We start from the raw sequence: 22,298 nt of genomic DNA, 5'->3' as shown, positions 1-22,298 counted from the left end.
GGTCAGAACGCCGCGTTCTCCCGGTACGTCCCCCACTCCTGCCGCAGCGCGTTGCAGATCTCGCCCAGGGTCGCCTCGGCGCGCACGGCGTCCAGCATGGGCGGGATCATCGACTCGCCCGAGCGCGCCGCCGCCAGCATGGCGTCCAGCCCGGCCCGCACCGCCGCGTCGTCCCGGGCCGCCTTGCGCTCACCCAGCACCCGCACCTGCTCGCGCTCGACCTCGTGGCTGACCCGCAGGATCTCCAGGTCCGGGGTGACGCTGCGCGGGTGGCAGTTGACGCCGACCACGCGCTTCTCGCCCTTCTCCACCGCCTGCTGGTACTGGAAGGCCGCCTCGGCGATCTCGCCGGTGAACCAGCCCTCCTCGATCCCGCGCAGGATGCCGGAGGTGATCGGGCCGATCTCGTGGTCCTCCCGGCCCTTGTCCAGGATCCTCTGGAAGATCGCCTCGGCCTGCTGCTCGATCCGGTCGGTCAGCGCCTCGACGTACCAGGAACCGCCCAGCGGGTCGGCCACGTTGGTTACGCCGGTCTCCTCCATCAGCACCTGCTGGGTGCGCAGCGCGATCTCGGCGGCCTGCTCGGAGGGCAGCGCCAGGGTCTCGTCCAGCGCGTTGGTGTGCAGCGAGTTGGTGCCGCCGAGCACCGCGGAGAGCGCCTCGACGGCGGTGCGCACCACGTTGTTGTACGGCTGCTGCGCGGTGAGCGAGACGCCCGCGGTCTGGGTGTGGAAGCGCAGCCACTGCGCCTTGTCGGTCTTCGCGCCGAAGCGGTCGCGCATCCAGCGGGCCCAGATCCGGCGCGCGGCGCGGAACTTGGCGATCTCCTCGAAGAAGTCCAGGTGGGCGTCGAAGAAGAAGGACAGGCCGGGCGCGAAGACGTCCACGTCCAGGCCGCGGGACAGGCCCAGCTCGACGTAGGCGAAGCCGTCCGCGAGGGTGTACGCCAGCTCCTGCGCGGCCGTCGCCCCGGCCTCGCGGATGTGGTAGCCGGAGACGGACAGCGGCTTGTACGCCGGGATGCCCTTGGCGCAGTGCTCCATCAGGTCGCCGATCAGGCGCAGGTGCGGCTCGGGGGCGAAGAGCCACTCCTTCTGGGCGATGTACTCCTTGAAGATGTCCGTCTGCAGGGTGCCGTTGAGCACCGCCGGGTCCACGCCCTGGCGCTCGGCGGCCACGATGTACATGCAGAAGATCGGGACGGCCGGGCCGCTGATCGTCATCGAGGTGGTGACGTCGCCGAGCGGGATGCCGTCGAACAGCACCTCCATGTCGGCGGCCGAGTCGATCGCGACGCCGCAGTGGCCGACCTCACCGAGCGACTTGGGGTCGTCCGAGTCGTAGCCCATCAGGGTGGGCATGTCGAAGGCGACCGAGAGGCCGCCGCCGCCCGCGTCCAGGATCATCCGGTAGCGCTCGTTGGTCTGCTGCGCGTTGCCGAAGCCGGCGAACTGGCGGATGGTCCAGGTGCGGCCGCGGTAGCCGGTGGGGTGCAGGCCGCGGGTGAAGGGGTACTCGCCCGGCCAGCCGATCCGCTCGAAGCCCTCGACGGGCTGCCCGGGGGCGGGGCCGTAGACCGGCTCGACCTCGTCGCCGGAGAGGGTGGTGAAGTCCGCGTCCCGCTTGCGGGCCTTGTCGTACCGCTGCTGCCAGCGCTGCCGTCCGCGCTCGATCTCCTCGGCGTCCATGGGCCGAACTCCGCTCCGTACGGCCGCCACGGCACCGGGCGGCACAGCTATTAGGACGTCCTACTAATTTACTCGGACGTCCTAGTAGTTGTCGACGGCGGCCCCGGGAAAGCCGGAGAACAAAGAAAGGCGCCCCTCCCCGGTCAGGGAAGGGGCGCTCTCGAAAGCCCTGCTCAGGCGTTCACCGGCTCCGGAGCGGCGATCAGCGGCGCGACCTCGCGCGACACCGTGCGCTCGACGAAGAAGGCGGCGGTCGGGACCACCCCGGCCAGCAGGACCCAGGCCAGCTTGCCGACCGGCCACTTGGCCTTGGTGCCCAGGTCGAAGGCGAAGACCAGGTAGACCACGTACAGCCAGCCGTGCGCGATGCCCACCGCGGTCGTGAAGCCGGCCGCACCCGAGATGTCGAGCACGTACTTGGCGATCACACCGGCGGTCAGCAGCACCAGAAGGACGCCCGTGACATACGCCATGGCCCGGTAGCGGGTCAGCACACTCTGCTTCATGGCATCGAGGGTAACCGCCTTCACGCCCTCCCCTCGGCAGCCCCCTCGCCCGGCTCCGTGAAGTCCCCGGCGGCGACCCGCAGCGGCCTGAGCAGTTCGAACACCTGACGGCACTGGTCGGGGCCGTACTCCTCCAGCCCGAACTCCATCGCCATCAGCTCCCGGGTGGCCTCCTCGACCACCTCGCGGCCGCGCCCGGTGATCGTGGCGAGCACCCCGCGGCCGTCCAGCGGGTTGGGGCGGCGGGCGACCAGGCCGGCCCGCTCCAGGCGGTCGACGGTGTTGGTGACGCTGGTCGGGTGGACCATCAGCCGCTCGCCGATCTTGGAGAGCGAGAGCTCACCGGTCCGGCTGAAGGTCAGCAGCACCAGCGCCTCGTACCGGGCGAAGGTCAGACCGTACGGCTTGAGCACCGCGTCGACCCGGGAGAGCAGGATCTGGTGGGCGCGCATGATCGAGGTGATCGCCGCCATCGAGGGCACGGAGCCCCAGCGGCGGGCCCACAGCTCGTCGGCGCGGGCGATCGGGTCGAAGTCGAGTGCGAGGGGCTTGGCCACCTCCTTACCGTACCGGCGGACGGGACGTGTGCTACCAGCTGTCCTGATGCTGGACAAGCGCGACGCGTGGCGGGATCCCGCCAATCGGACGGCCAGGTCCATACCTGGACATTGCGTCGGTGTGAATGGACGGCAACGCGCCTCCGGCGCACGGGGGTTGCCCGTCGAACGACCGAACACCGCGGTACCCGGCCTCGGTTCGGACCGGAACCCGCTGAAAGTCAGGGTAAAAGGTCCCCTTTGTCCTTCCGTTCACATTGCTTCGCCTTGGCGGGACTTGGCCAATTCATGAGGAAGACCTGTCATTTGATTTGCTCGATTGTCATGCTTTCCGCCAACCCCGTTCGGTAGCCACCACCCCCACCCAACCGGTGGCAGCCGCACGACCGCTCGGGGTCCTCGCACGTCAGCGCCCGTCCCGCCCCTCAGGTGCCGAGCCCGGCCCCCGGGACGCGGTGCGACCGCGCCCACACGCGGTTTCCCGGAAGGACTCGTCCGTGAAGCGAAAGCTCGCCGCAGTCGCCGTACTCTCCGCCACCGCCCTGCTCACCGGTGTCGTCCAGGGCGTCGCCGCCCAGGCGGACCCGGCGCCGCACGCCCGGGGCGCCCAGCAGCGCGCCGACCTGATCGCCCAGGCGAACGGCCAGGCCGCCGAGGTGGCGCACGCCCTGGCCCTGGGCGGCCAGGAGCAACTCGTCGCCAAGGACGTCGTGGTGGACGCCGACGGCACCCGCCACCTCCGCTACGAGCGCACCTTCGCCGGACTCCCGGTCCTGGGCGGCGACCTGGTGGTGCACCAGAAGGCGGACGGCACGACCACCGCCGTGGACAAGGCCGTCGGCGCCACGCTCGCGCTGCCCGGCCTCGCCCCGAAGATCCCGGCGGACCAGGCCGCCGCCCAGGCGACCGGCGCCGTGCAGTCCACCGTCGGCATCGCCGCCGACGAGGACGAGGCACCGCTGACCGCCGTGCACCGGACCGGCAAGGCCGAACTGGTCGTCTGGGCGTCCGACGGCGCCCCGCGCCTGGCCTACCGGACCACCGTCGAGGGCGAACGCGCCGACGGCACGCCGAGCAGCCAGCTGCTGGTCACCGACGCGGCCACCGGCCAGGTGCTCTCCACCCACGAGCAGGTGCAGACCGCCTCCGGCACCGGCAAGGGCGTCTTCGTCGGCACCGTCCCGCTGAACACCACGCTGTCCAGCGGCACCTACTCGCTCAAGGACGACACCCGGGGCAACCAGTCCACCGTCAACATGAAGAACCGCACGTCCGGTTCGGGCACGCTGTACAGCAAGACCACCAACACCTGGGGCGACGGCACCGTCTCCAACGGCGAGTCCGCCGCAGTGGACGCCCAGTACGGCGCGGCGGCCACCTGGGACTTCTACAAGAACACCTTCGGCCGCAACGGCATCAAGAACAACGGCGTCGGCGCCACCAGCCGGGTCCACTACGGCTCCAACTACGTCAACGCGTTCTGGAGCGACACCTGCTTCTGCATGTCGTACGGCGACGGCGCGAGCAACACCCACCCGCTCACCGAGATCGACGTGGCCGGCCACGAGATGACCCACGGCGTCACCTCCGCCACCGCCGGACTCAACTACTCGGGCGAGTCCGGCGGTCTCAACGAGGCCACCTCGGACATCCTCGGCACGATGGTCGAGTTCTACGCCAACCTGCCCACCAACCCGCCGAACTACTGGATCGGCGAGCTGATCAACCTGAACGGCAACGGCACGCCGCTGCGCTACATGGACAAGCCCAGCAAGGACGGCAGGTCCGCGGACTCCTGGTCCTCCGGCGTCGGCAGCCTCGACGTCCACTACTCCTCGGGCGTGGCGAACCACTTCTTCTACCTGCTCTCCGAGGGCAGCGGCGCGAAGAGCATCAACGGCTTCAGCTACAACAGCCCGACCTCCAACGGCTCGACCGTCACCGGCATCGGCCGGGACAAGGCCGCGCAGGTCTGGTACCGCGCGCTGACCGTCTACTTCACCTCCACCACCAACTACGCGGGCGCCCGCACCGGCACCCTGAAGGCCGCGGCCGACCTGTACGGCGCCGGCAGCGCCGAGTACAACGCGGTCGCCGCCGCCTGGAGCGCCGTCAACGTCAACTGACGTACGGCACGCGGTGAGCAGGACGCCCGGGGCCTCGTTGGAGGGCAGGCCCCGGGCGTCCGCCCGTGCCCGGTGAGAAACGGCGACAGGCTGCCGCGGCCCTTGGGGAGAGGAGGCCGTGGCAGCCTGTCGACCGTCCACGCGGAAGCGGGATCAGGCGGTGGCGGGCTCCAGCTCGCCGCGCTCCTCCTGGGCGAGGGTCCGCTCGGCGTAGATGCCGCCGAACGGCAGCACCGAGAGCACGAACAGCAGGACGCCGCGCTTGGTGTCCCACTTCTGCGTCTGCCACGCCTGGATCCAGAACACCACGTACAGGATGAACAGGGTCCCGTGCAGCGGGCCGAGCACCGGGACGGCGTTGAAGCTGGTGTTGTACTTCAGCGCCGTGCAGATCAGCAGCAGGACGAAGGAGATCCCCTCGGGCGCGGAGATCAGGCGCAGGCGGTGGACGGCGCTGCGGTTCACGTTGGATACCTCAATACGGGGGTCGGAGGCGCGGGCACGCTTGTGAAGCGACTCACAAGCCTTCCGGCCATTATCACCGAGCACACGTCCGGGTCCCGGGCCGGGGGTGGCCACCGTGCCGGATGTCACAGCCGCGCGCCAGAACCCGGCCGGATGCGGCAGGGCGTCGCCCGTAGCCCCTATCCTCTTGCCCGCGCGCCCACAGATCCGGGCGCCCGGGCATCACACACGGGGGTAGCCACACCATGTTCAAGCGGGACTGGGACCGTAGGACCTGCGCCAAGCGCGGCCACATCACCTACGCGCCGACCGAGCCCGAGCTGGCCACCCGGCTGCACGCCGCCACCGCCGTCGGCGACGCCTGGCGCTGCCTGCGCTGCGGCGACTTCGCGCTCGGCGCCCCGCACGGCTCCGGCCCGGCGGCGAACGCCCCGCTGGTGCCGCGCGGCAAGGCGCTGCGGGACCTCTTCATCCTGCGCTTCCTGGCCGTCGAGCGGGTGCTGCGCGGCGTCGTCATCATCCTGATGGCCTGGGGGGTCTGGAAGTTCTCCAACAGCCAGGAGGCCGTGCAGCGGGTCTTCGAGGAGGACCTCACGATCTTCAAGCCGGTCACCGACCACTTCCACTGGGACCTCGACCACGCCCCGATCGTCGAGACGATCCGCAAGACCTTCGGCTACCAGAAGAAGACCCTGCTGATCGTCGCGGGCGCGATGGTCGCCTATGCGCTGATCGAGATCGTCGAGGCGGTCGGCCTCTGGCTGGGCAAGCGCTGGGCCGAGTACCTGACCGTGGTCGCCACCGCGGCCTTCCTCCCGCTGGAGGGCTACGAGCTGCACGAGCACGTCAGCGCGGTGAAGATCTGCACCCTGCTGCTGAACATCGCGGCGGTGCTCTGGATCATGCTCTCCAAGCGGCTGTTCGGCCTGCGCGGCGGTGTGGTGGCCTTCGAGGCGGAGCGCCACTCGGCCTCGCTGCTGGAGGTCGAGGAAGCGGCCGGCACCGTCCCCCACCCCGGCCACGGCCGCGGGGCGCACGCCCGCTCCTGACCCGAACGACTGTCCCAGCTCCGTACCGGTTGGCCCGCGCCCTCTCGCCCGGCCGCCCCGGCGGCGGCTAGATTGCGGCCGTGGCACAGTTCAGACTCCAGGGATCGCGGGTGCTCGCCGTCGAGTTGGGCGGCGACGCCGTCAAGGCCCGGCACGGCTCGATGGTCGCCTACACCGGCCAGATGACCTTCAAGAAGCTGACCGGTGGCGGGGACGGCCTGCGGGGCATGGTCACCCGCCGGCTCACCGGCGAACGGATGGCCGTCATGGAGGTGAAAGGGCAGGGCACCTGCTACTTCGCCGACAAGGCCACCGAGATCAACCTGGTCCGCCTCGACGGGGAGACGCTCCACGTCGAGGCGGACAACCTGCTCTGCACCGAGGCCGGTCTGCACACCGGCACCAGCTTCACCGGGCTGAACGGCGTCTCCTCGGGCAACGGGCTCTTCACCACCAAGGTGGAGGGCCACGGCTGGGCCGCCGTCACCTCCAACGGCCCGGCCGTCATCCTGCGGGTCAGCAGGGACATGCCGCTGCGGGTCGACCCGGGCGCGTACGTCGCGCACACCGGCAACCTGCACCGCAGCCTGAAGTCGGGCGCGGGCTGGACCACGGTGATCGGCGAGGGCGGCGGCGAGGCCGTCCAGGTCGAGTTCACCGGCGAGGGCCTGGTGTACGTCCAGCCCTCGGAGAAGGTCACCATCGGGGGTGACGTCTGATGGGTTTCACCCGGATCAACGGGAAGATGGTCGAGGCCCAGGTGCTGCCCGGCCAGCGGCTGTTCAGCCAGCGCGGGGCGATGCTCGGGTACACCGGCGACGTCCGGTTCACCCCGAACATCACCGGCGGGCAGGGCGGGGTGATGTCGATGATCGGCCGCCGGGTCGCCAACGAGGACACCCCGCTGATGACCGTCGAGGGCCACGGCCGGGTGATGTTCGGCCACGGCGGCCACCACGTCCAGGTGATCGACCTGACCGGCGAGGCCCTGTTCGTCGAGGCGGACCGGCTGCTCGCCTTCGAGGGCACGCTGCGGCAGTCCACCGTGTTCCTGGGCTCCCAGGGCGGGGTGATGGGCATGGTCCGCGGTCAGGTCAGCGGGCAGGGCCTGTTCACCACCCGGTTGGAGGGCCACGGCTCGGTCGCGGTGATGGCCCACGGCGGCGTCTTCGAGCTGCCGATCACCCCCGGCCAGCCGGTGCACGTCGATCCGCAGGCGTACGTGGCGCACCGCGGCGAGGTGCGCAACAAGCTGTCCACGGCGATCGGTTGGCGCGAGATGATCGGCCGCGGCTCGGGCGAGGCGTTCCAGCTGGAGCTGTCCGGGCAGGGCGCGGTGTACGTCCAGGCGAGCGAGGAGAAGCTCTGATGTCCTACCCTCCGCAGCCGCCGTACGGGCAGTCGCCGTACGGGCAGTCGCCGCACGACCAGCCGACCCAGCCGGGCTTCACGGTGCCGCCGGTGCCGCCGACGCCGGCGAACCACGGCCGCTCCTCGGACTACCCGCCGCCCCCGCCCCCGCCGCCCGGCTTCGTGGACCACCAACAGCCGTACGCCCAGGAGCAGTTCACCGGCCCGCCGGCCCCGCTGCCGACCACCCACGGCGGCCCGGGCCCGGTGGTCCACGACGCGTACACGCTGCCGGCCAACGACAACGTCAACCCGTACGCCTTCGCCGTCGACCTGAACGGCTCCTACTTCCTGCAGAAGGGCAAGATGGTCGCCTACTACGGCGACATCACCTTCCGCGGCGTCGGCGCCGGGATGGTCGACCGGGCGCTCGGCCTGCACTTCAACTCCCCGCTGCACGCGGCGGACTGGGTGGTCGCCCAGGGCACCGGCAAGCTGCTGCTGGCCGACCGCGCCTACGACCTCAACTCCTACGACCTGGACGACGGCAACCTGACCGTCCGCTCCGGCAACCTGCTCGCCTTCGACCCGGCGCTGCGGCTCAAGCAGTCGATCATCCCGGGCTTCCTGACGCTGATCGGCACCGGCCGCTTCGTCGCCGCCTCGAACGGGCCGGTGCACTTCGTGGAGCCGCCGATCCGGGTGGACCCGCAGGCCCTGGTCGGCTGGGCGGACTGCCCGGCGCCGTGCCACCACTACGACCACGACTACCTGCACGGGGTGGTCGGCGGCCTGCGGCGGCTGACCGGCCTCGGCGGCGCCTCCGGCGAGGAGCACCAGTTCGAGTTCATCGGCGCCGGGCAGGTGCTGGTGCAGTCGAGCGAGAAGCTGATGGCCGAGCGGTCGGTGGGCCGGGTGGACGCCGAGGCGGGCGTCCCGGGCGGCGGGGTGCCGGTCCAGCCGGACCACGGCGGCGACCCCCACACCCCGGGGCTCGGTAGCCTGGGCGAAATCGGTCGGCGTTTCGGCCTGTAAACTTGTACAAGATTGAACTAAATCGGCTATGCTGGATCCCATGGATACGCACACGATCGAGACTGCGGACACCCCCGAGCCGCAGCCCGAGGAGGAGACTCCCTGGCTGACCGCCAGGGAGCAGCGGATGTGGCGCGCCCATCTGGAGGTCGCCAAGCTGCTGGACTACCAGCTCAGCCGCGAACTCCAGCCCCACAACCTGGCCATCAACGACTACGAGATCCTGGTCGTCCTCTCCGAGGCCCCCGACCACCGGATGCGGATGACCGACCTCGCGACCGCCACCCTCCAGTCGAAGAGCCGGCTCTCGCACCAGATCACCCGCATGGAGAACGCCGGCCTGGTCCTGCGCCAGGAGTGCCCCGGCGACCGCCGCGGCCTCTACGCCCACCTCACCGAACAGGGCTGGGAAACCATGCAGCGCGTCGCCCCCGACCACGTCCGCAGCGTCCGGGCCCACTTCATCGACCGCTTCACCCCGGAACAGCTCGACGCCATCTACGAGGCCCTGGCCCCCGTCGCCGACCACCTCCGCGGCCTCCGCGGCCGCTCCTAGCCCCGGGAACACCCCGCGCCTGTGCACAGGAAGTCGGCCGGGCCGACTTCCTGTGCACAGGTCCGGACGGGGCGACCCGCTCAGTTCGTGGTCAGGCCCGCCACGAGTTCGTCGGCGGCGCCGTACGGGTCGAGGTGGCCGGTGACGACGCGTTCGGCGAGGCCGGCCAGGTGGCGGTCGCCGGAGAGGTCGCCGATCCGGGCGCGCAGTTCGGCCAGGGCGATGGCCTCGATCTCCTGGGCGGCCCGGCGGCGGCGGCGCGCGGCCAGTTCGCCGTGCTCCTCCAGCCAGGCGCGGTGCTTCTCCAGCGCCTCGACCACCTCGTCCACGCCCTCGCCGCGCGCCGCGACGGTCTTGACGATCGGCGGGCGCCAGTCCCCCGGTTCGCGGGCCTCGCCGAGGCCCAGCATGTGGTTGAGCTCCCGGGCGGTGGCGTCGGCGCCGTCCCGGTCGGCCTTGTTGACCACGAAGACGTCGCCGATCTCCAGGATGCCCGCCTTGGCCGCCTGGATGCCGTCGCCCATCCCGGGGGCGAGCAGCACCACGGCGGTGTCGGCCTGGGCGGCGATCTCGACCTCGGACTGGCCCACGCCCACGGTCTCGACCAGGATCACCTCGCACCCGGCCGCGTCCAGCACCCGCAGCGCCTGCGGCGCCGCCCAGGACAGCCCGCCCAGGTGCCCGCGGGTGGCCATCGAGCGGATGAACACCTCGGGGTCGGTCGCGTGGTCCTGCATCCGGACCCGGTCGCCCAGCAGCGCCCCGCCGGAGAACGGCGAGGACGGGTCGACGGCGAGCACCCCGACCCGCTTGCCGAGCCGCCGGTAGGCGGAGACCAGCGCCGAGGTGGAGGTGGACTTGCCGACCCCGGGCGAGCCGGTCAGGCCCACGGTGTACGCCTGCCCGGTGTACGGCGCGAGCGCGGCCATCGCCTCCCGCAGCTGCGGCGCGGCGTTCTCGACCAGCGTGATCAGCCGGGCGACCGCCCGCGGCCGGCCCTCCCGGGCCTGCTCGACCAGCGTGGCGACATCGATCATGGGGGATCTCCTTGCGCAGATGCCGACGGACGGCGGATGCCGAAGGGGCTGCGGACCACTTGTGGCGGTCCGCAGCCCCGAGGTCAGAGCGGTGATCAGGCCTTCGGCACGCGCACGATCAGCGCGTCGCCCTGGCCGCCGCCGCCGCACAGGGCGGCCGCGCCGACCCCGCCGCCGCGGCGCTGCAGCTCCAGCGCGAGGGTGAGCACCACGCGGGCGCCGGACATGCCGATCGGGTGGCCGAGCGCGATCGCGCCGCCGTTGACGTTGACGATGTCGGAGGAGACGCCCAGGTCCTTCATCGACTGGTGGGCGACGGCGGCGAAGGCCTCGTTGATCTCGATCAGGTCGAGGTCGGAGACCTCCAGGCCCTCCTTGGACAGCGCGTGCTTGATCGCGTTGGACGGCTGCGACTGCAGCGAGTTGTCCGGGCCGGCCACGTTGCCGTGCGCGCCGATCTCGGCGATCCAGGTCAGGCCCAGCTCCTCCGCCTTGGCCTTGCTCATCACGACCACGGCGGCGGCGCCGTCGGAGATCTGCGAGGAGGTGCCGGCGGTGATCGTGCCGTCCTTGGTGAAGGCCGGGCGCAGCTTGGCGAGGCCCTCGACGGTGGTGTCGGCGCGGATGCCCTCGTCCTGGCTGAACAGGACCGGCTCGCCCTTGCGCTGCGGGATGGCGACCGGGACGATCTCGGCGTCGAAGACGCCGTCGGCCTGCGCCTTGGCGGCGCGCTGGTGGGAGGCGGCGGCGATCTCGTCCTGCACCTCGCGCGGGATGCCCAGGCGGGTGTTGTGCTTCTCGGTGGACTCGCCCATCGGGATGTTCTCGTAGGCGTCGGTCAGGCCGTCGTACGCCATGGCGTCGAGCACCTCGACCGCGCCGTACTTGTAGCCCTCGCGGGACTTCGGCAGCAGGTGCGGGGCGTTGGTCATCGACTCCTGGCCGCCGGCCACCACGATGTCGAACTCGCCGGCCCGGATCAGCTGGTCGGCCAGGGCGATGGCGTCCAGGCCGGAGAGGCAGACCTTGTTGACGGTCAGCGCCGGGACGTTCATCGGGATGCCGGCCTTGACGGCCGCCTGGCGGGCCGGGATCTGGCCGGCGCCGGCCTGCAGCACCTGGCCCATGATCACGTACTGGACCTGCTCACCCGTGATCCCGGCCCGCTCCAGCGCGCCCTTGATCGCGAAGCCGCCGAGGTCGGCACCGGAGAAGCCCTTGAGGGAGCCGAGCAGGCGACCCATCGGGGTCCGCGCACCGGCAACGATCACAGAGGTGGTGTTGGTCATGGGACGGGCCCCTTCGCACGTCGTGGCCAGGTGAGGATGCGCTCAGGGTACTGACCCGTTTTCCGCCCGTCACCGGAGCGACGGTGTGATCGAGCGCACTGGCACCATCCAGTCAACACCGTGTCAACACGGTCCGGGTGAACGTTCGGGTGAAACCCGTGCGTGTGAGCAGGCTCGCACGTCCGGCACTGGCGCGGCCTCGGGCCCGTACGCTGCACTGGGTGCCACTTTCCGTCCACCGCCCTGGAGGCCGCCGTGCTGACCCGTATCGACCACATCGGCATCGCCTGCCGAGACCTCGACAAGACGGTCGAGTTCTACCGCGCCACCTACGGCTTCGAGGTGTTCCACAGCGAGGTCAACGAGGAGCAGGGCGTCCGCGAGGCGATGCTCCGGATCAACGGCACGGACGACGGCGGCGCCTCGTACCTCCAGTTGCTCGAGCCCACCCGGCCGGACTCCACCGTCGCCAAGTGGCTGGAGAAGAACGGCGAGGGCGTGCACCACATCGCCTTCGGCACGGCCGACGTGGACGGCGACGCCGAGGCCATCCGCGGCAAGGGCGTCCGGGTCCTCTACGACCAGCCGCGGATCGGCTCGATGGGCTCGCGGATCACCTTCCTCCACCCCAAGGACTGCGGCGGCGTGCTGACCGAGCTGGTCACCTCCGCCCAGCCGACCGAGCGCGAAGGGCACTGAGAACCACCGGACGCCGCACTCGACCCTAGCGACCCGTCAGTAACCTGGTCCGCCAGCCGGAAAACCCCCACGCGGCCATTCCCCCGCAGTGCGCTCCCACTACAATGCCCAGGTGCGCGACGACTCCGGGGGACGGAGGCGGCGGGCACGGCCGATGACAGGCCTGTCCGCCCTCCGGTGGTCGGCCCGTCGCAGGGGAGTCCAGTACGCGGGCACGGCTGAACAGTCGCAAGACGGATCTGTCACCATTCTCCACAGGCAAGAGTTCGCCCAGGAGTCCACCCGGACGGGGGAACGCGGCACCCCCGCGTTCCCGCGGCCAGGACTCCGACGACCGCGGCGGACGCCCCCGGCTTGGCAGGGGGCCGTCCGGTGACCGCGGATGCAAGGACCAGTCGGACCGGCACCCGGACACGGGAGCCCCGGACCGGCCGGGTCGAGGACGCGACCAGGAGATGGATGGGACCGCGGAGTGCGGGGCAACGACCGCTACGAGGCTGACGATCACCTCTCCCAGTTCGAGGCCGAGATGGGTCGGACTCGGAAGGAGCGGGACAAGGCAGTCGAGCATGCCGAGGACCTCGCCTACCAGGTGGAGGTGCTCCGGGCCAAGCTGCACGAGTCCCGGCGCATGCTCGCCCAGCCGCGCGCCTTCGACGCCGTCTCCGGCCAGGCCGAGCAGATGCTCCGCACCGCCGAGATGCAGGCCCAGCAGATGCGCGCCGACGCCGAGCGCCAGCTGCGCGACTCCCAGGCCGCCACCCAGCGGATCATGGCCGAGGCCGCCGAGCGCACCGCCCGGCTGGAGGCCGAGCTCGCCGCCCGCCGCCGTCAGCTGGAGGACGAGCTCACCGAGCTGCGCCGCACCGCCGAGCAGCACGTCAACGGCTGGGCCGAGCAGACCCGGACCGGGTCCGAGCAGGAGGCCCAGCGCCTGCTGCAGGAGGCCCGTGCCGAGGCCGAGCGGATGGTCGCCGCCGCCCGCGCCGAGGCCGCCGCCCTCTCCGACCAGGCCCGCGCCCAGACCGCCGCCGACGTGGACGCCGCCCGCGGCGAGGCCCAGGCCGCCGCCGAGGCCGCCCTGCAGAAGGCCCAGAGCGACGCCGAGCGGCTGCTGCGCGCCGCCTCCGAGCACGCCCAGCAGGCCGGCGCCCAGGCCGCCGCCGACGTGGACGCGGCCCGCGGCCAGGCCCAGCAGGAGCTGGCCGCCGCCCATGCCGCCGCCGAGCAGCAGCTGGCCGCCGCGCAGGCCGAGATCGGCCGGCTCAAGGAGCAGGCCGCCGCCGAGCAGGCCCGCGCCGAGCAGCAGCTCAGCGCCGCGAAGACCGAGATAGAGCGACTGCGGGCCGAGGCGATCGCCGAGGCCGAGCGCACCCGCCGGGAGGCCGCCGAGCTGCGTGCCCAGGCCGAGCAGGCCGCCGAGCAGCTCCAGGCCGACGCCGAGGCCGCCGCCGAGCGCAAGGTCGCCGACGGCGAGGCCGCCACCGAACAGCGTTCCCAGACCGCCCGGGCCGAGATCGCCCGACTGGTCGCCCAGGCCACCAAGGAGTCCGAGGCGATCCGCGCGGAGGCCGAGGCCCTCCGGGCCGAGGCGGCCACCAGGCAGGCCGAGGCGGACGCCGCCAAGGCCGCCGCCGCCGAGGAGGGCGAGCGGCTGCGGGCCACCGCCGAGTCGGTCGCCGCCCAGCTGAAGGCCGAGGCCGAGGCCGCGATCGCCGAGCTGCGCGCCCAGGCCGAGCGGGACGTGGCCGAGCTGCGGGCGCAGGCCGAGGCCGACGCCCAGCGGCTGCGCGGCGAGGCCGAGGAGGCGGGCCGCGCGGCCGGCGCCAAGGACGCCACCGTCCACCTCGCCAAGGCCGCCAAGACTGCCGAGGAGGTGCTCGGCCGGGCCAACCAGGACGCCGAGGCCGCGCGCAGCGAGGCCGCCACCGAGGCCGAGCGGATCCGCGCCGAGGCCCGCGCCGAGGCCCAGCGACTGCGCGAGCAGGCCCAGGCGGCCGTCGAGCAGGCCCAGAACGCCGCCCTGGACGACGCCGCCGCGATCCGCGAGCGGATCGAGCAGATGCAGGACGAGGCGGCCCGACTGCGGGCCGAGGCCGAGGAGCTGCGCGCCCAGGCCGCCGCCGAGGCCGACCGGGTCCGCAGCGAGGCCCGCCGCCAGGCCGTCCTGCAGATCGAGGAGTCGGCGAAGAACGCCGAGGAGCTGCTCACCAAGGCCAAGGCCGACGCGGACGAGCTGCGCGCGGGCGCGGCCGGGGAGATCGAGCGGCTGCGCGAGCAGGCCCAGGAGCAGGCCGCCGAGACCCAGGGCCGGGCCGAGCAGACCCTGGCCCGGGCCCGGGCCGAGGCCGAGAAGATCACCGCCGCGGCCGAGCAGCAGGGCCAGGACGCCCTGGCCGCCGCCAAGGCCGCGGCCGCCGAGAACCGCACCGCGGCCGAGCGCGAGACCGCCGAACTCCGGCGCGACGCGGCCGAGTTCGACCAGCGGGTGCGGTCCGAGGCGAGCGCCGCCGCGCAGGCCCTGACCGCCGACGCCCAGGCCGAGGCGAACGCCGTCCGGGACGCCGCGGTCGCCGACGCCGAGCGGGTGCGCACCGAGGCCGACACCGAGGCCGCCCGCACCCGGGCCGAGGCCGAGGCCGCCGCGAACGCGCTGCGCGAGGAGAGCCGGCGCGAGTACGAGGAGGCCGCCGCCGGGCTGCGCCGTGAGCGCGAGGAGACCGCCGAGCAGCTGGCCGGCGCCCGGACCGCCCGCGAGCAGGCCGAGCAGGCCGCCGCCGAGCTGACCGAGCGCACCGCCGCCGAGACCGCCGAGGTCCGCGCGGCCGCCGACCGCTACGCCGCCGAACAGCGCGAGAGCGCCGACCGCGAGACCGCCGAGCTGCGCGCCCTCGCCCAGCAGGAGACCACCCAGCAGCGCGAGAACGCCGAGGCCTACGCCGACCGCGTCCGCACCGAAGCCGAACAGCACGCCGCCGCGCTCACCGAGCGCACCGCCGCCGAGACCGCCGAGCAGCGCGAGGGCGCCGACCGGTACGCCACCAAGCAGCGCGCGGACGCCGACCACTACGCCGCCGAACAGCGCGAGAACGCCGACCGGTACGCCGCCACCCAGCGCGCCGAGGCCGAGCAGACCGCCGCCGAGCTGCGCGCCGAGGCCGAGCTGTACGCCGTCGACCGCCGCGCCGAGGCCGACGAGCTGCTGGAGCGGGCCGCGGACGCCGCCGAGCAGCGCCGGGCGGAGGCCGCCCAGGACGCCAAGGCGACCCGCGAGAAGGCCGCCGCCGAGCTGGCCCTCGCCAACGAGCAGGCCGAGACCGTACGGGCCGAGGCCGGCCGGGAGCTGTCCGAGGCCCGCGCCACCGCCGACGAGATCCGCGCCGAGGCCACCGCCGTCCTGGAGCGGGCCAAGGCCGACGGCGAGGACGTGCTCGCCGCCGCACGGGCCGAGGGCGCCGAGCTGGTCGCCGCCGCCGAGGAGGAGGCCGCCGAGGTCCGTCAGTCGGTGGCCGGCCTGCACGAGGCCGCCGCCGAGCAGATCGCCGCGCTGCGGGCCACCGCCGAGCAGGAGGCCGCGGACACCCGCGCCCTGGCCGAGCAGGACGCCGCCGAGACCCGCGCCCTGGCCGAGCGGGAGACCGCGGAGCAGCGCGAGCTCGCCGAGCGCGAGACGACCGAGCAGCGCGAGCTGGCCGACCGGGAGACCGCCGAGCAGCGCGCGGCGGCCGAGGAGTACAGCGCCGAGCAGCGCGAGGCCGCCGACAAGTACGGCGCCGACCTGCGCGCCCGCGCCGAGGCCGAGACCGCCGCCCTGCGCGAGCAGACCGAGCTCGAGCTCACCGCCGAGCGCGAGGCCGCCGAGGCCGAGCTCGGCCGCCAGCGGGCCGAGGCCCAGGCCTACGACGAGCAGCTGCGCGCCGACGCCGAGGCCGAGCTGCGCGCCGCCCAGGAGGCCGCGGAGCAGCTGCGCGCGGACGCCGAGGCGCAGGCCGCCCGTACGGTGGCGGACGCCGAGGCCCAGGCCGCCCGGACCGTCGCCGACGCCGAGGAGCTGGCCGCCGGGCTGCGCGCCGAGGCCGAGGAGTACGCCCTCGCCACCCGCACCCTGGCCGACGAGTACGACGCCGCCACCCACTCCCGCGCCGACGCCTACGACGCGGAGACCAGGGAGGCCGCCGAGCAGTTCGACAAGGCCACCCGGGAGCGGGCCAAGTCCGTCCTGGAGAAGGCCTTCGCGGACGCCGAGGCGCTCGGCGAGGACGCCCAGACCACCGCGCTGGCCACCACCGCCGCCGCCGAGGAGCAGGCGGACGCGATGGTCGCCGCCGCCCGCAAGGAGGCCGACCGGCTGGTCGCGGCCGGCGAGGCGGCCGGTCAGGCCGAGGTCGAGAAGGGCCGCTCCGACGCCGACGCGCTGCTCGCCGAGGCCCGTCGGGACGCCACCGCGATCCGCGAGCGCGCCGAGGAGCTGCGCGAGCGCACCGACGCCGAGGTGGAGGCGCTGCACGAGCGGGCCCGCAAGGAGAACGCGGCGGCCATGAAGTCGGCCGGCGAGCGGGTGGACGCACTGGTGACGGCCGCCCAGGAGCAGCTGACCGAGGCCGAGGAGCAGGCGGTGGCCACCGTCGCCGAGGCCGAGGACCGGGCCGCCGCCCTGGTCGCCGCCGCCGAGGAGCGGGCCGCCGAGCTCACCTCGGAGGCGTCCGCGGAGGCCAGCAAGGTCCGGCTGTCCGCCGTCCGCAAGGCGGAGGGCCTGCTCAAGGAGGCCGAGACCAAGCTCGCCAACTCCACCGACCGCGCCGAGTCGCTGATCGAGAAGGCCGAGGCCAAGCTGGCGTCGGCCGAGGCGGAGGCCGAGGAGCGGCTCGACAGCGCGGCCACCGAGGCGGAGAAGCGGCTGCAGGACGCCGACCGCACCGCGGAGGAGCAGGTCGAGCTGGCGAAGGCGGAGGCCGAGCGGATCGTCGCCGAGGCGAAGGCCGAGGCCAAGCGGGTCACCGACGAGGGCCGGCGCGAGCTGGACGAGCTGGTGCGCCGCCGCAAGGACATCAACACCGAGATCTCCAGGGTCCAGGACGTGCTGTCGGCGCTGGAGGCGTTCGAGGCACCGTCACCGGTCGCCCAGGCCAACGGGGGAAGCAACACCAAGAAGGACGGGGGTGCCAAGGCCGGTGCCGGAGTTGGCTCCCCCCGGTCGGGTGGCAATCGCTCCAAGAACGCACCACCCGATTGAGCGGACATTGGCGGTCATTGTCCGTGAGACAACGGCATTTCGCCGTCGACACTCCGGTACCGTGTCAGGATTCCCTCAACCACCTCAGCGGTTTGACGACAGGAAGCCCAGAGTCCCATGAGCGACAGTCACTCCCCTCACGGCTTCGACCTGGTGCGCCGTGGGTACGAGCGCGCCCAGGTCGACGAGCGGATCACCAAGCTGGTGGCCGACCGTGACAGTGCCTTGACCCGGATCAGCGCGCTGGAGAAGCGCATCGAGGAGCTCCACCTGGAGACCCAGACCGCCCAGGCGGCGGTCGCCGATGCGGAGCCCTCCTACGCCGGTCTCGGCGCCCGGGTCGAGAAGATCCTGCGACTGGCCGAGGAGGAGGCCAAGGACCTGCGCGACGAGGCGCACCGCGCTGCCGAGCAGCACCGCGAGCTGGCCGAGGCCGCCGCCCAGCAGGTCCGCACCGAGGCCGAGAACTACGCCAAGGACCGCAAGGCCAAGGCGGAGGACGAGGGCCTGCGGATCGTCGACAAGGCGAAGAGCGACTCCGCCCAGCTGCGCGCCGAGGCCAACAAGGACGCCCAGAACAAGCGCGAGGAGGCGGACGCCCTCTTCGAGGAGACCCGCACCAAGGCCGCCCAGGCCGCGCTGGAGTTCGAGACCAACCTGGCCAAGCGCCGGGAGCAGTCCGAGCGCGACCTGGCCGCCCGTCAGGCCAAGGCCGAGAAGCGCCTCGCCGAGATCGAGCACCGGGCCGAGCAGCTGCGCCTGGAGGCCGAGAAGCTGCGCACCGACGCCGAGCGCCGCGCCCGCCAGACCGTCGAGACGGCCCAGCGCCAGTCCGAGGACATCGTGGCGGACGCCAACGCCAAGGCGGACCGCATCCGCAGCGAGTCCGAGCGCGAGCTGGCGGCGCTGACCAACCGTCGCGACAGCATCAACGCCCAGCTGACCAACGTCCGCGAGATGCTGGCGACGCTGACCGGCGCGGCCGTGGCCGCCGCCTCGCTGCCGAACGACGACACCATGGGCGTGCCCGCCCAGCAGTCGCGCTGACGGCCGACACCGACGGGCCCTCACCCTCCCGGGTGAGGGCCCGTCGACTTTCCCCGCGTCACCACCTCGGGTAGGCCCCGTCGGGCCGCTGGTGCCCGCTGCTGAGCTGGTTGCCCTCGTCGTCCGAGACGGTGCCGAACCAGGAGGTACACCAGACCGACACCGAGTCGGGCCAGTACTGCACCTCGAACGGGTGCCCGGGCCCGTAGTCGCCGTACGAGGTGACGGTGAAGGTCTCGCCCGGGCGCAGCCAGTAGTCCTCGCCGAGCGGCTCCAGGGTCAGCTCCAGCAGCCCCTCGCCGCGGTTCGTCACCGGCATCCGGCCGGTGACCTCGAGCGCGGAGAAGTCCCAGCCCGCCGCGTCCGGGCTCATCCGGCCACCCGGGCGAGCAGTCGGCGGACGGCGGCGTCGAACGCCCCCGGGGACTCCAGGGCGCTGAGGTGTCCCACGCCGGGGACGACGGTCAGCTCGGCGTCCGGGCGGGCCTGGACCATGAGTTCGGCCTCCTCCGGCGGCACCAGGGCGTCCTGGGCGCCGGCGACGACGGCGAGCGGCACCCGGAGGCCGGCCAGCACGTCCAGGGAGTCCGGGCGGCCCGCCATGGCCCGCTGGGCCCAGGCGACGGCGGCCGGCGACGCGGCGGCCACCATCTCCTGCACCCGGTCCACCAGGTGCTGCGAGTCGGGCCCGAGCTGCCCGGCCGCCACCCGCTCGTCCAGCAGCAACCGGACGCTGTCCCGGGCGGTGACGGCGGCGGCGATCCGCTCCCGGTTGGCCCGGGCGGCGTCGGTGTCGGCGGTGGCCCGGGTGTTGGCCAGCAGCAGGCCGGACAGCCGGTCCGGGTGGCGGCGGGCGAAGGCGAGGGCCACGTAACCGCCCATGGAGAGCCCGCCGACCACCGCGCGGTCGATCCCGGCCGCGTCCAGCAGCAGCGCCAGGTCGTCGGCGACCAGGTCCAGCGAGGGCTCGTCGGCGCCCAGCTCGGTGCCGCCGAAACCCCGCTGGTCGGGGGCGAGCACCCGGACCTCGTCCCCGGTCAGTCCGGGCAGCGCGTCCAGCTGGGCGGACCACATCGAGGCGTTCAACGGAAAGGCGTGCAACAGCACGAGGGGTGTTCCGGTACCGCTCTCGCGGACCGATACTGCGGAGGGGAGCTGGGTCATGCGCCCACCTCGCTACGCTCGGCAGGGGCATAACCCAACGCGCACCTCTCAACGATTCGCTCGCTTCGCTCGCTCATGCGCCCACCTCGCGACGCTCGGCAGGGGCATAACCCAACGCGCACCTCTCAACGATTCGCTCGCTTCGCTCGCTCATGCGCCCACCGTATTCGGGTGTGCCCGGCAGGCCCACTCAGCGGGCCGCCTTGTCTGCTTTGTCCTAACCTGACAGAGAGTAAGGGAGCGCGAATGATCGAGTTGCACGACCTGACGAAACGTTACGGCAAGACGCTCGCGGTGGACCGGCTCGGCTTCTCGGTCCCCCCGGGAGTGGTCACCGGCTTCCTCGGCCCCAACGGCGCGGGCAAGTCCACCACCATGCGCATGATCCTCGACCTGGACCGCCCGACCGGCGGCCGGGTCACCATCGACGGCAAGCGCTACGGACAGCTCAGCGAGCCGCTCAGGAAGATCGGCGCCCTGCTGGAGGCCAAGGCCGTCCACCCCGGCCGCACCGCCCGCGACCACCTGCTCTGGCTCGCCCAGAGCAACCGACTCCCCGAGCGCCGGGTGGACGAGGTGCTCGCCCTGGTCGGCCTCACCCCGGTCGCCCGCAAGCGGGCACGCGGCTTCTCGCTCGGCATGGGCCAGCGCCTGGGCATCGCCTCCGCGCTGCTCGGCGACCCGGAGATCGTCATGTTCGACGAGCCGGTCAACGGACTGGACCCGGAGGGCATCCTCTGGATCCGCAACCTGATGAAGCGCCTCGCCGGCGAGGGCCGGACGGTCTTCGTCTCCTCCCACCTGATGAGCGAGATGGCCGTCACCGCCGACCACCTGGTGGTCATCGGCAAGGGCCGGCTGCTCGCCGACCTGCCGATGCCGGAGTTCATCCGGCGCAACTCCCGCTCCGCCGTACGGCTGCGCAGCCCGCAGCCGGAGCGCCTGCTCGACGTCCTGGCCGGAGCCGGCCTGCGGCACGAGCCGGGCCCGGACGGCTCCTACGAGGTGGTCGACGGCGACCTCGCGGACCTCGGCGAGCTGGCCGCCTCGCACGGCGTGGTGCTGCACGAACTCAGCCCGCAGCAGGCCTCGTTGGAGGAGGCGTTCATGCAGATGACGGCGGACTCGGTGGAGTACCACGCGGGCGACGGCCCGGGTCGGGACGCGGCCGGCGCGCCCGGCGCCTGGGGCGCGGGCTGGAAGGCGGACGGCAACCGGCCGACCGCGGCCGTGCGGCAGGAGGAGAACTGAGATGACGTCCTTCCCGGCGATCCTGCGCTCCGAGTGGACGAAGATCCGCAGCGTCCGCTCCACCGTCTGGACCCTCGCGCTGGCCTTCGTGGTCACCGTGGGCATCGGCGCGCTGCTGTCCCTGCTCACCGCCGACAACTTCACCGAGTTCCGGCGCCACGACCAGAGCCCCTTCGACGCCACCGGCACGGCCTTCTCCGGCATCATGCTCGGCGAGCTGGCCATCATCGTCTTCGGCGTGCTGGCGGTCGGCAACGAGTACAGCAGCGGCATGATCCGGGTCACCCTGGCCGCCGTCCCCCAACGCGGCACCCTGCTCACCGGCAAGGCCGTGGTGCTCGGCGCGCTGGCCCTCGCGGTCTCGCTGGTGACGGCCTTCGTCACCTTCTTCGTCGGCCAGGCGCTGCTGGGCTCGCACTCCACCACCCTGAGCGCGCCGAACGTGCTGCGGGCGGTGCTCGGCGCCGCGCTGTACCTGACGATGCTCTGCCTGTTCTCGGCCGGCGTCACCGCCATGCTGCACAACCAGACGCTCGCGCTGGGCGTGCTGGTGCCGTTCTTCTTCCTGCTCTCGCCGATCCTCTCGGCGGTGCCGAAGGTCAAGACCCTCGCCCACTACTTCCCCGACTACGCCGGCTCGCGGATGCTGCTGGTGTACGAGCAGAACGGCCAGCCGTACGGTCCGTGGGCGGGCTTCACCATCTGCCTGGCCTGGACCCTGGCGGCCCTGGTCGGCGGCGCGCTGGTGCTCAAGGACCGCGACGCCTGAGGCCAGCCGGGCCCTTTCGGTGCGGCCGGGCTCTCAGTACCGCGGAGCGCTGCGGCCCCGCGGGATGTTGGCGGCCCGGCGCTCCCGCGCTCCCCAGCACGCGCGGTGCCAGTGCCGCCGGTCGTCCACCCCACCGCCGTGCATCGGCCAGGCCACCACGTGGCCCACCCCGGGCGGGATCTCCTGGTCGCAGCCCGGGCAGCGGTAGAACCGCCCCGAGGTGCCCGCGACCGTCTGCACCACCCAGTCGTCGCCCTGGTAGCTCTCGGTACGGCGCAGCGATCCGCCGAGCGGGGCGGCGGCCGGCTTGGCGCTCTCGCGGGGGGCGGCGCTCTTGATCCGGTTGCGGCGGGGCACGGCGGACTGCCTCTCTTCCGGGGGCACGAAGTCGTTCCAGCCTAGGGCCTGTCCCTTCGGGGGTGTCCGGCCGCCTCGAGGGCCCGCTCGGCGGCCCATACCACGGCTTCGGCCGGTCAT

20 protein-coding genes are annotated in these 22,298 nt (G+C 72.9%); 11 read left to right on the top strand and 9 right to left on the bottom strand.

What is annotated here, in order from left to right; all coding sequences use genetic code 11:
• Nucleotides 1-2 precede the first annotated feature (2 nt).
• The 3 genes from ACWCYO_RS08930 to ACWCYO_RS08920 all read right to left on the bottom strand — a co-directional run bounded on the left by ACWCYO_RS08930 (nt 3) and on the right by ACWCYO_RS08920 (nt 2,751).
• Nucleotides 3-1,688, bottom strand: coding sequence for an acyl-CoA mutase large subunit family protein (locus ACWCYO_RS08930; RefSeq protein ID WP_270143958.1), 1,686 nt, complete (start codon nt 1,686-1,688; stop codon nt 3-5).
• A gap of 173 nt (nt 1,689-1,861) precedes the next feature.
• Nucleotides 1,862-2,194: a DUF3817 domain-containing protein gene (locus ACWCYO_RS08925; RefSeq protein ID WP_270143959.1), complete on the bottom strand. Its 333-nt coding sequence runs from the start codon at nt 2,192-2,194 to the stop codon at nt 1,862-1,864.
• A gap of 20 nt (nt 2,195-2,214) precedes the next feature.
• Nucleotides 2,215-2,751 carry a MarR family winged helix-turn-helix transcriptional regulator gene (locus ACWCYO_RS08920; protein WP_270143961.1) on the bottom strand — a complete coding sequence of 179 codons (537 nt, stop codon included), beginning with the start codon at nt 2,749-2,751 and terminating at the stop codon, nt 2,215-2,217.
• A gap of 497 nt (nt 2,752-3,248) precedes the next feature.
• On the opposite strand from ACWCYO_RS08920, the gene ACWCYO_RS08915 reads away from it, so the two are divergent.
• A complete protein-coding gene (locus tag ACWCYO_RS08915; RefSeq protein ID WP_449783827.1) occupies nt 3,249-4,877 on the top strand; it encodes a M4 family metallopeptidase in 1,629 nt (542 codons plus the stop codon).
• A gap of 153 nt (nt 4,878-5,030) precedes the next feature.
• On the opposite strand, the gene ACWCYO_RS08910 is transcribed toward ACWCYO_RS08915, so the two are convergent.
• Entirely contained in the window at nt 5,031-5,342 is a 312-nt protein-coding gene (locus ACWCYO_RS08910) for a DUF3817 domain-containing protein (RefSeq protein WP_270143964.1), read from the bottom strand.
• Between the two features lie 245 nt (nt 5,343-5,587).
• Here ACWCYO_RS08910 and ACWCYO_RS08905 point away from each other — a divergent pair, with 245 nt between their 5' ends.
• The 5 genes from ACWCYO_RS08905 (at nt 5,588) to ACWCYO_RS08885 (ending at nt 9,332) form a co-directional block, all read left to right on the top strand.
• The gene (locus tag ACWCYO_RS08905) at nt 5,588-6,391 is read left to right on the top strand and encodes a DUF2127 domain-containing protein (RefSeq protein ID WP_270143966.1); all 804 of its coding nucleotides are present in this window, start codon (nt 5,588-5,590) and stop codon (nt 6,389-6,391) included.
• 80 nt (nt 6,392-6,471) lie between these two features.
• Nucleotides 6,472-7,110: an AIM24 family protein gene (locus ACWCYO_RS08900; protein WP_270143967.1), complete on the top strand. Its 639-nt coding sequence runs from the start codon at nt 6,472-6,474 to the stop codon at nt 7,108-7,110.
• Nucleotides 7,110-7,760 carry an AIM24 family protein gene (locus ACWCYO_RS08895; protein ID WP_270143969.1) on the top strand — a complete coding sequence of 217 codons (651 nt, stop codon included), beginning with the start codon at nt 7,110-7,112 and terminating at the stop codon, nt 7,758-7,760. Before ACWCYO_RS08900 ends, ACWCYO_RS08895 begins: the two co-directional genes overlap by 1 nt.
• Before the next feature lie 218 nt (nt 7,761-7,978).
• On the top strand, nt 7,979-8,776 hold the full coding sequence (locus ACWCYO_RS08890) for an AIM24 family protein (RefSeq protein ID WP_270151000.1): 798 nt from the start codon (nt 7,979-7,981) through the stop codon (nt 8,774-8,776).
• 40 nt (nt 8,777-8,816) lie between these two features.
• Nucleotides 8,817-9,332: a MarR family winged helix-turn-helix transcriptional regulator gene (locus ACWCYO_RS08885; RefSeq protein ID WP_449783826.1), complete on the top strand. Its 516-nt coding sequence runs from the start codon at nt 8,817-8,819 to the stop codon at nt 9,330-9,332.
• Between the two features lie 80 nt (nt 9,333-9,412).
• Here ACWCYO_RS08885 and meaB read toward each other — a convergent pair whose 3' ends face one another.
• Both meaB and ACWCYO_RS08875 read right to left on the bottom strand, forming a co-directional pair.
• Nucleotides 9,413-10,369 (bottom strand): methylmalonyl Co-A mutase-associated GTPase MeaB, encoded by a 957-nt coding sequence (gene meaB, locus ACWCYO_RS08880; RefSeq protein WP_270143973.1) that lies wholly within the window; start codon nt 10,367-10,369, stop codon nt 9,413-9,415.
• A gap of 95 nt (nt 10,370-10,464) precedes the next feature.
• Nucleotides 10,465-11,658 (bottom strand): acetyl-CoA C-acetyltransferase, encoded by a 1,194-nt coding sequence (locus tag ACWCYO_RS08875; RefSeq protein ID WP_270143974.1) that lies wholly within the window; start codon nt 11,656-11,658, stop codon nt 10,465-10,467.
• 255 nt (nt 11,659-11,913) lie between these two features.
• Between ACWCYO_RS08875 and mce the strand changes: the two genes are divergently transcribed.
• The 3 genes from mce (at nt 11,914) to ACWCYO_RS08860 (ending at nt 18,637) form a co-directional block, all read left to right on the top strand.
• Nucleotides 11,914-12,357 (top strand): methylmalonyl-CoA epimerase, encoded by a 444-nt coding sequence (mce, locus tag ACWCYO_RS08870; protein ID WP_270143976.1) that lies wholly within the window; start codon nt 11,914-11,916, stop codon nt 12,355-12,357.
• Between the two features lie 472 nt (nt 12,358-12,829).
• Entirely contained in the window at nt 12,830-17,590 is a 4,761-nt protein-coding gene (locus ACWCYO_RS08865; RefSeq protein ID WP_449783825.1) for a hypothetical protein, read from the top strand.
• A gap of 117 nt (nt 17,591-17,707) precedes the next feature.
• Nucleotides 17,708-18,637 (top strand): coiled-coil domain-containing protein, encoded by a 930-nt coding sequence (locus ACWCYO_RS08860; RefSeq protein WP_270143980.1) that lies wholly within the window; start codon nt 17,708-17,710, stop codon nt 18,635-18,637.
• A 58-nt stretch (nt 18,638-18,695) separates the two neighbouring features.
• Here ACWCYO_RS08860 and ACWCYO_RS08855 read toward each other — a convergent pair whose 3' ends face one another.
• Both ACWCYO_RS08855 and ACWCYO_RS08850 read right to left on the bottom strand, forming a co-directional pair.
• Nucleotides 18,696-19,010: a hypothetical protein gene (locus tag ACWCYO_RS08855; protein ID WP_270143982.1), complete on the bottom strand. Its 315-nt coding sequence runs from the start codon at nt 19,008-19,010 to the stop codon at nt 18,696-18,698.
• A complete protein-coding gene (locus ACWCYO_RS08850; protein WP_270143983.1) occupies nt 19,007-19,801 on the bottom strand; it encodes an alpha/beta fold hydrolase in 795 nt (264 codons plus the stop codon). The genes ACWCYO_RS08855 and ACWCYO_RS08850 overlap by 4 nt, the downstream gene beginning before the upstream one ends.
• 246 nt (nt 19,802-20,047) lie before the next feature.
• On the opposite strand from ACWCYO_RS08850, the gene ACWCYO_RS08845 reads away from it, so the two are divergent.
• Together ACWCYO_RS08845 and ACWCYO_RS08840 are read left to right on the top strand one after the other, a co-directional pair.
• The gene (locus ACWCYO_RS08845) at nt 20,048-21,052 is read left to right on the top strand and encodes an ABC transporter ATP-binding protein (RefSeq protein WP_449783824.1); all 1,005 of its coding nucleotides are present in this window, start codon (nt 20,048-20,050) and stop codon (nt 21,050-21,052) included.
• A gap of 1 nt (nt 21,053) precedes the next feature.
• Entirely contained in the window at nt 21,054-21,821 is a 768-nt protein-coding gene (locus tag ACWCYO_RS08840; protein WP_270143987.1) for an ABC transporter permease subunit, read from the top strand.
• Between the two features lie 33 nt (nt 21,822-21,854).
• On the opposite strand, the gene ACWCYO_RS08835 is transcribed toward ACWCYO_RS08840, so the two are convergent.
• A complete protein-coding gene (locus ACWCYO_RS08835) occupies nt 21,855-22,178 on the bottom strand; it encodes an ATP/GTP-binding protein (protein ID WP_270143989.1) in 324 nt (107 codons plus the stop codon).
• Nucleotides 22,179-22,298: the final 120 nt, after the last annotated feature.

This window comes from Kitasatospora sp. NPDC001683 (assembly GCF_053596495.1).
Note: the sequence above shows the minus strand (reverse complement) of the source record. Positions and strands in the feature narration are given on the sequence as shown.

Excerpts from the sequence above, each read along its gene's own strand:
- ACWCYO_RS08855 (WP_270143982.1), bottom strand. The coding sequence starts at position 19,010 with ATGAGCCCGGACGCGGCGGGCTGGGACTTCTCCGCGCTCGAGGTCACC.
- ACWCYO_RS08905 (WP_270143966.1), top strand. The coding sequence starts at position 5,588 with ATGTTCAAGCGGGACTGGGACCGTAGGACCTGCGCCAAGCGCGGCCAC.
- ACWCYO_RS08845 (WP_449783824.1), top strand. The coding sequence starts at position 20,048 with ATGATCGAGTTGCACGACCTGACGAAACGTTACGGCAAGACGCTCGCG.
- ACWCYO_RS08850 (WP_270143983.1), bottom strand. The coding sequence starts at position 19,801 with ATGACCCAGCTCCCCTCCGCAGTATCGGTCCGCGAGAGCGGTACCGGA.
- ACWCYO_RS08930 (WP_270143958.1), bottom strand. The coding sequence starts at position 1,688 with ATGGACGCCGAGGAGATCGAGCGCGGACGGCAGCGCTGGCAGCAGCGG.
- ACWCYO_RS08925 (WP_270143959.1), bottom strand. The coding sequence starts at position 2,194 with ATGAAGCAGAGTGTGCTGACCCGCTACCGGGCCATGGCGTATGTCACG.
- ACWCYO_RS08860 (WP_270143980.1), top strand. The coding sequence starts at position 17,708 with ATGAGCGACAGTCACTCCCCTCACGGCTTCGACCTGGTGCGCCGTGGG.
- ACWCYO_RS08885 (WP_449783826.1), top strand. The coding sequence starts at position 8,817 with ATGGATACGCACACGATCGAGACTGCGGACACCCCCGAGCCGCAGCCC.
- meaB (WP_270143973.1), bottom strand. The coding sequence starts at position 10,369 with ATGATCGATGTCGCCACGCTGGTCGAGCAGGCCCGGGAGGGCCGGCCG.
- ACWCYO_RS08840 (WP_270143987.1), top strand. The coding sequence starts at position 21,054 with ATGACGTCCTTCCCGGCGATCCTGCGCTCCGAGTGGACGAAGATCCGC.
- ACWCYO_RS08895 (WP_270143969.1), top strand. The coding sequence starts at position 7,110 with ATGGGTTTCACCCGGATCAACGGGAAGATGGTCGAGGCCCAGGTGCTG.
- ACWCYO_RS08875 (WP_270143974.1), bottom strand. The coding sequence starts at position 11,658 with ATGACCAACACCACCTCTGTGATCGTTGCCGGTGCGCGGACCCCGATG.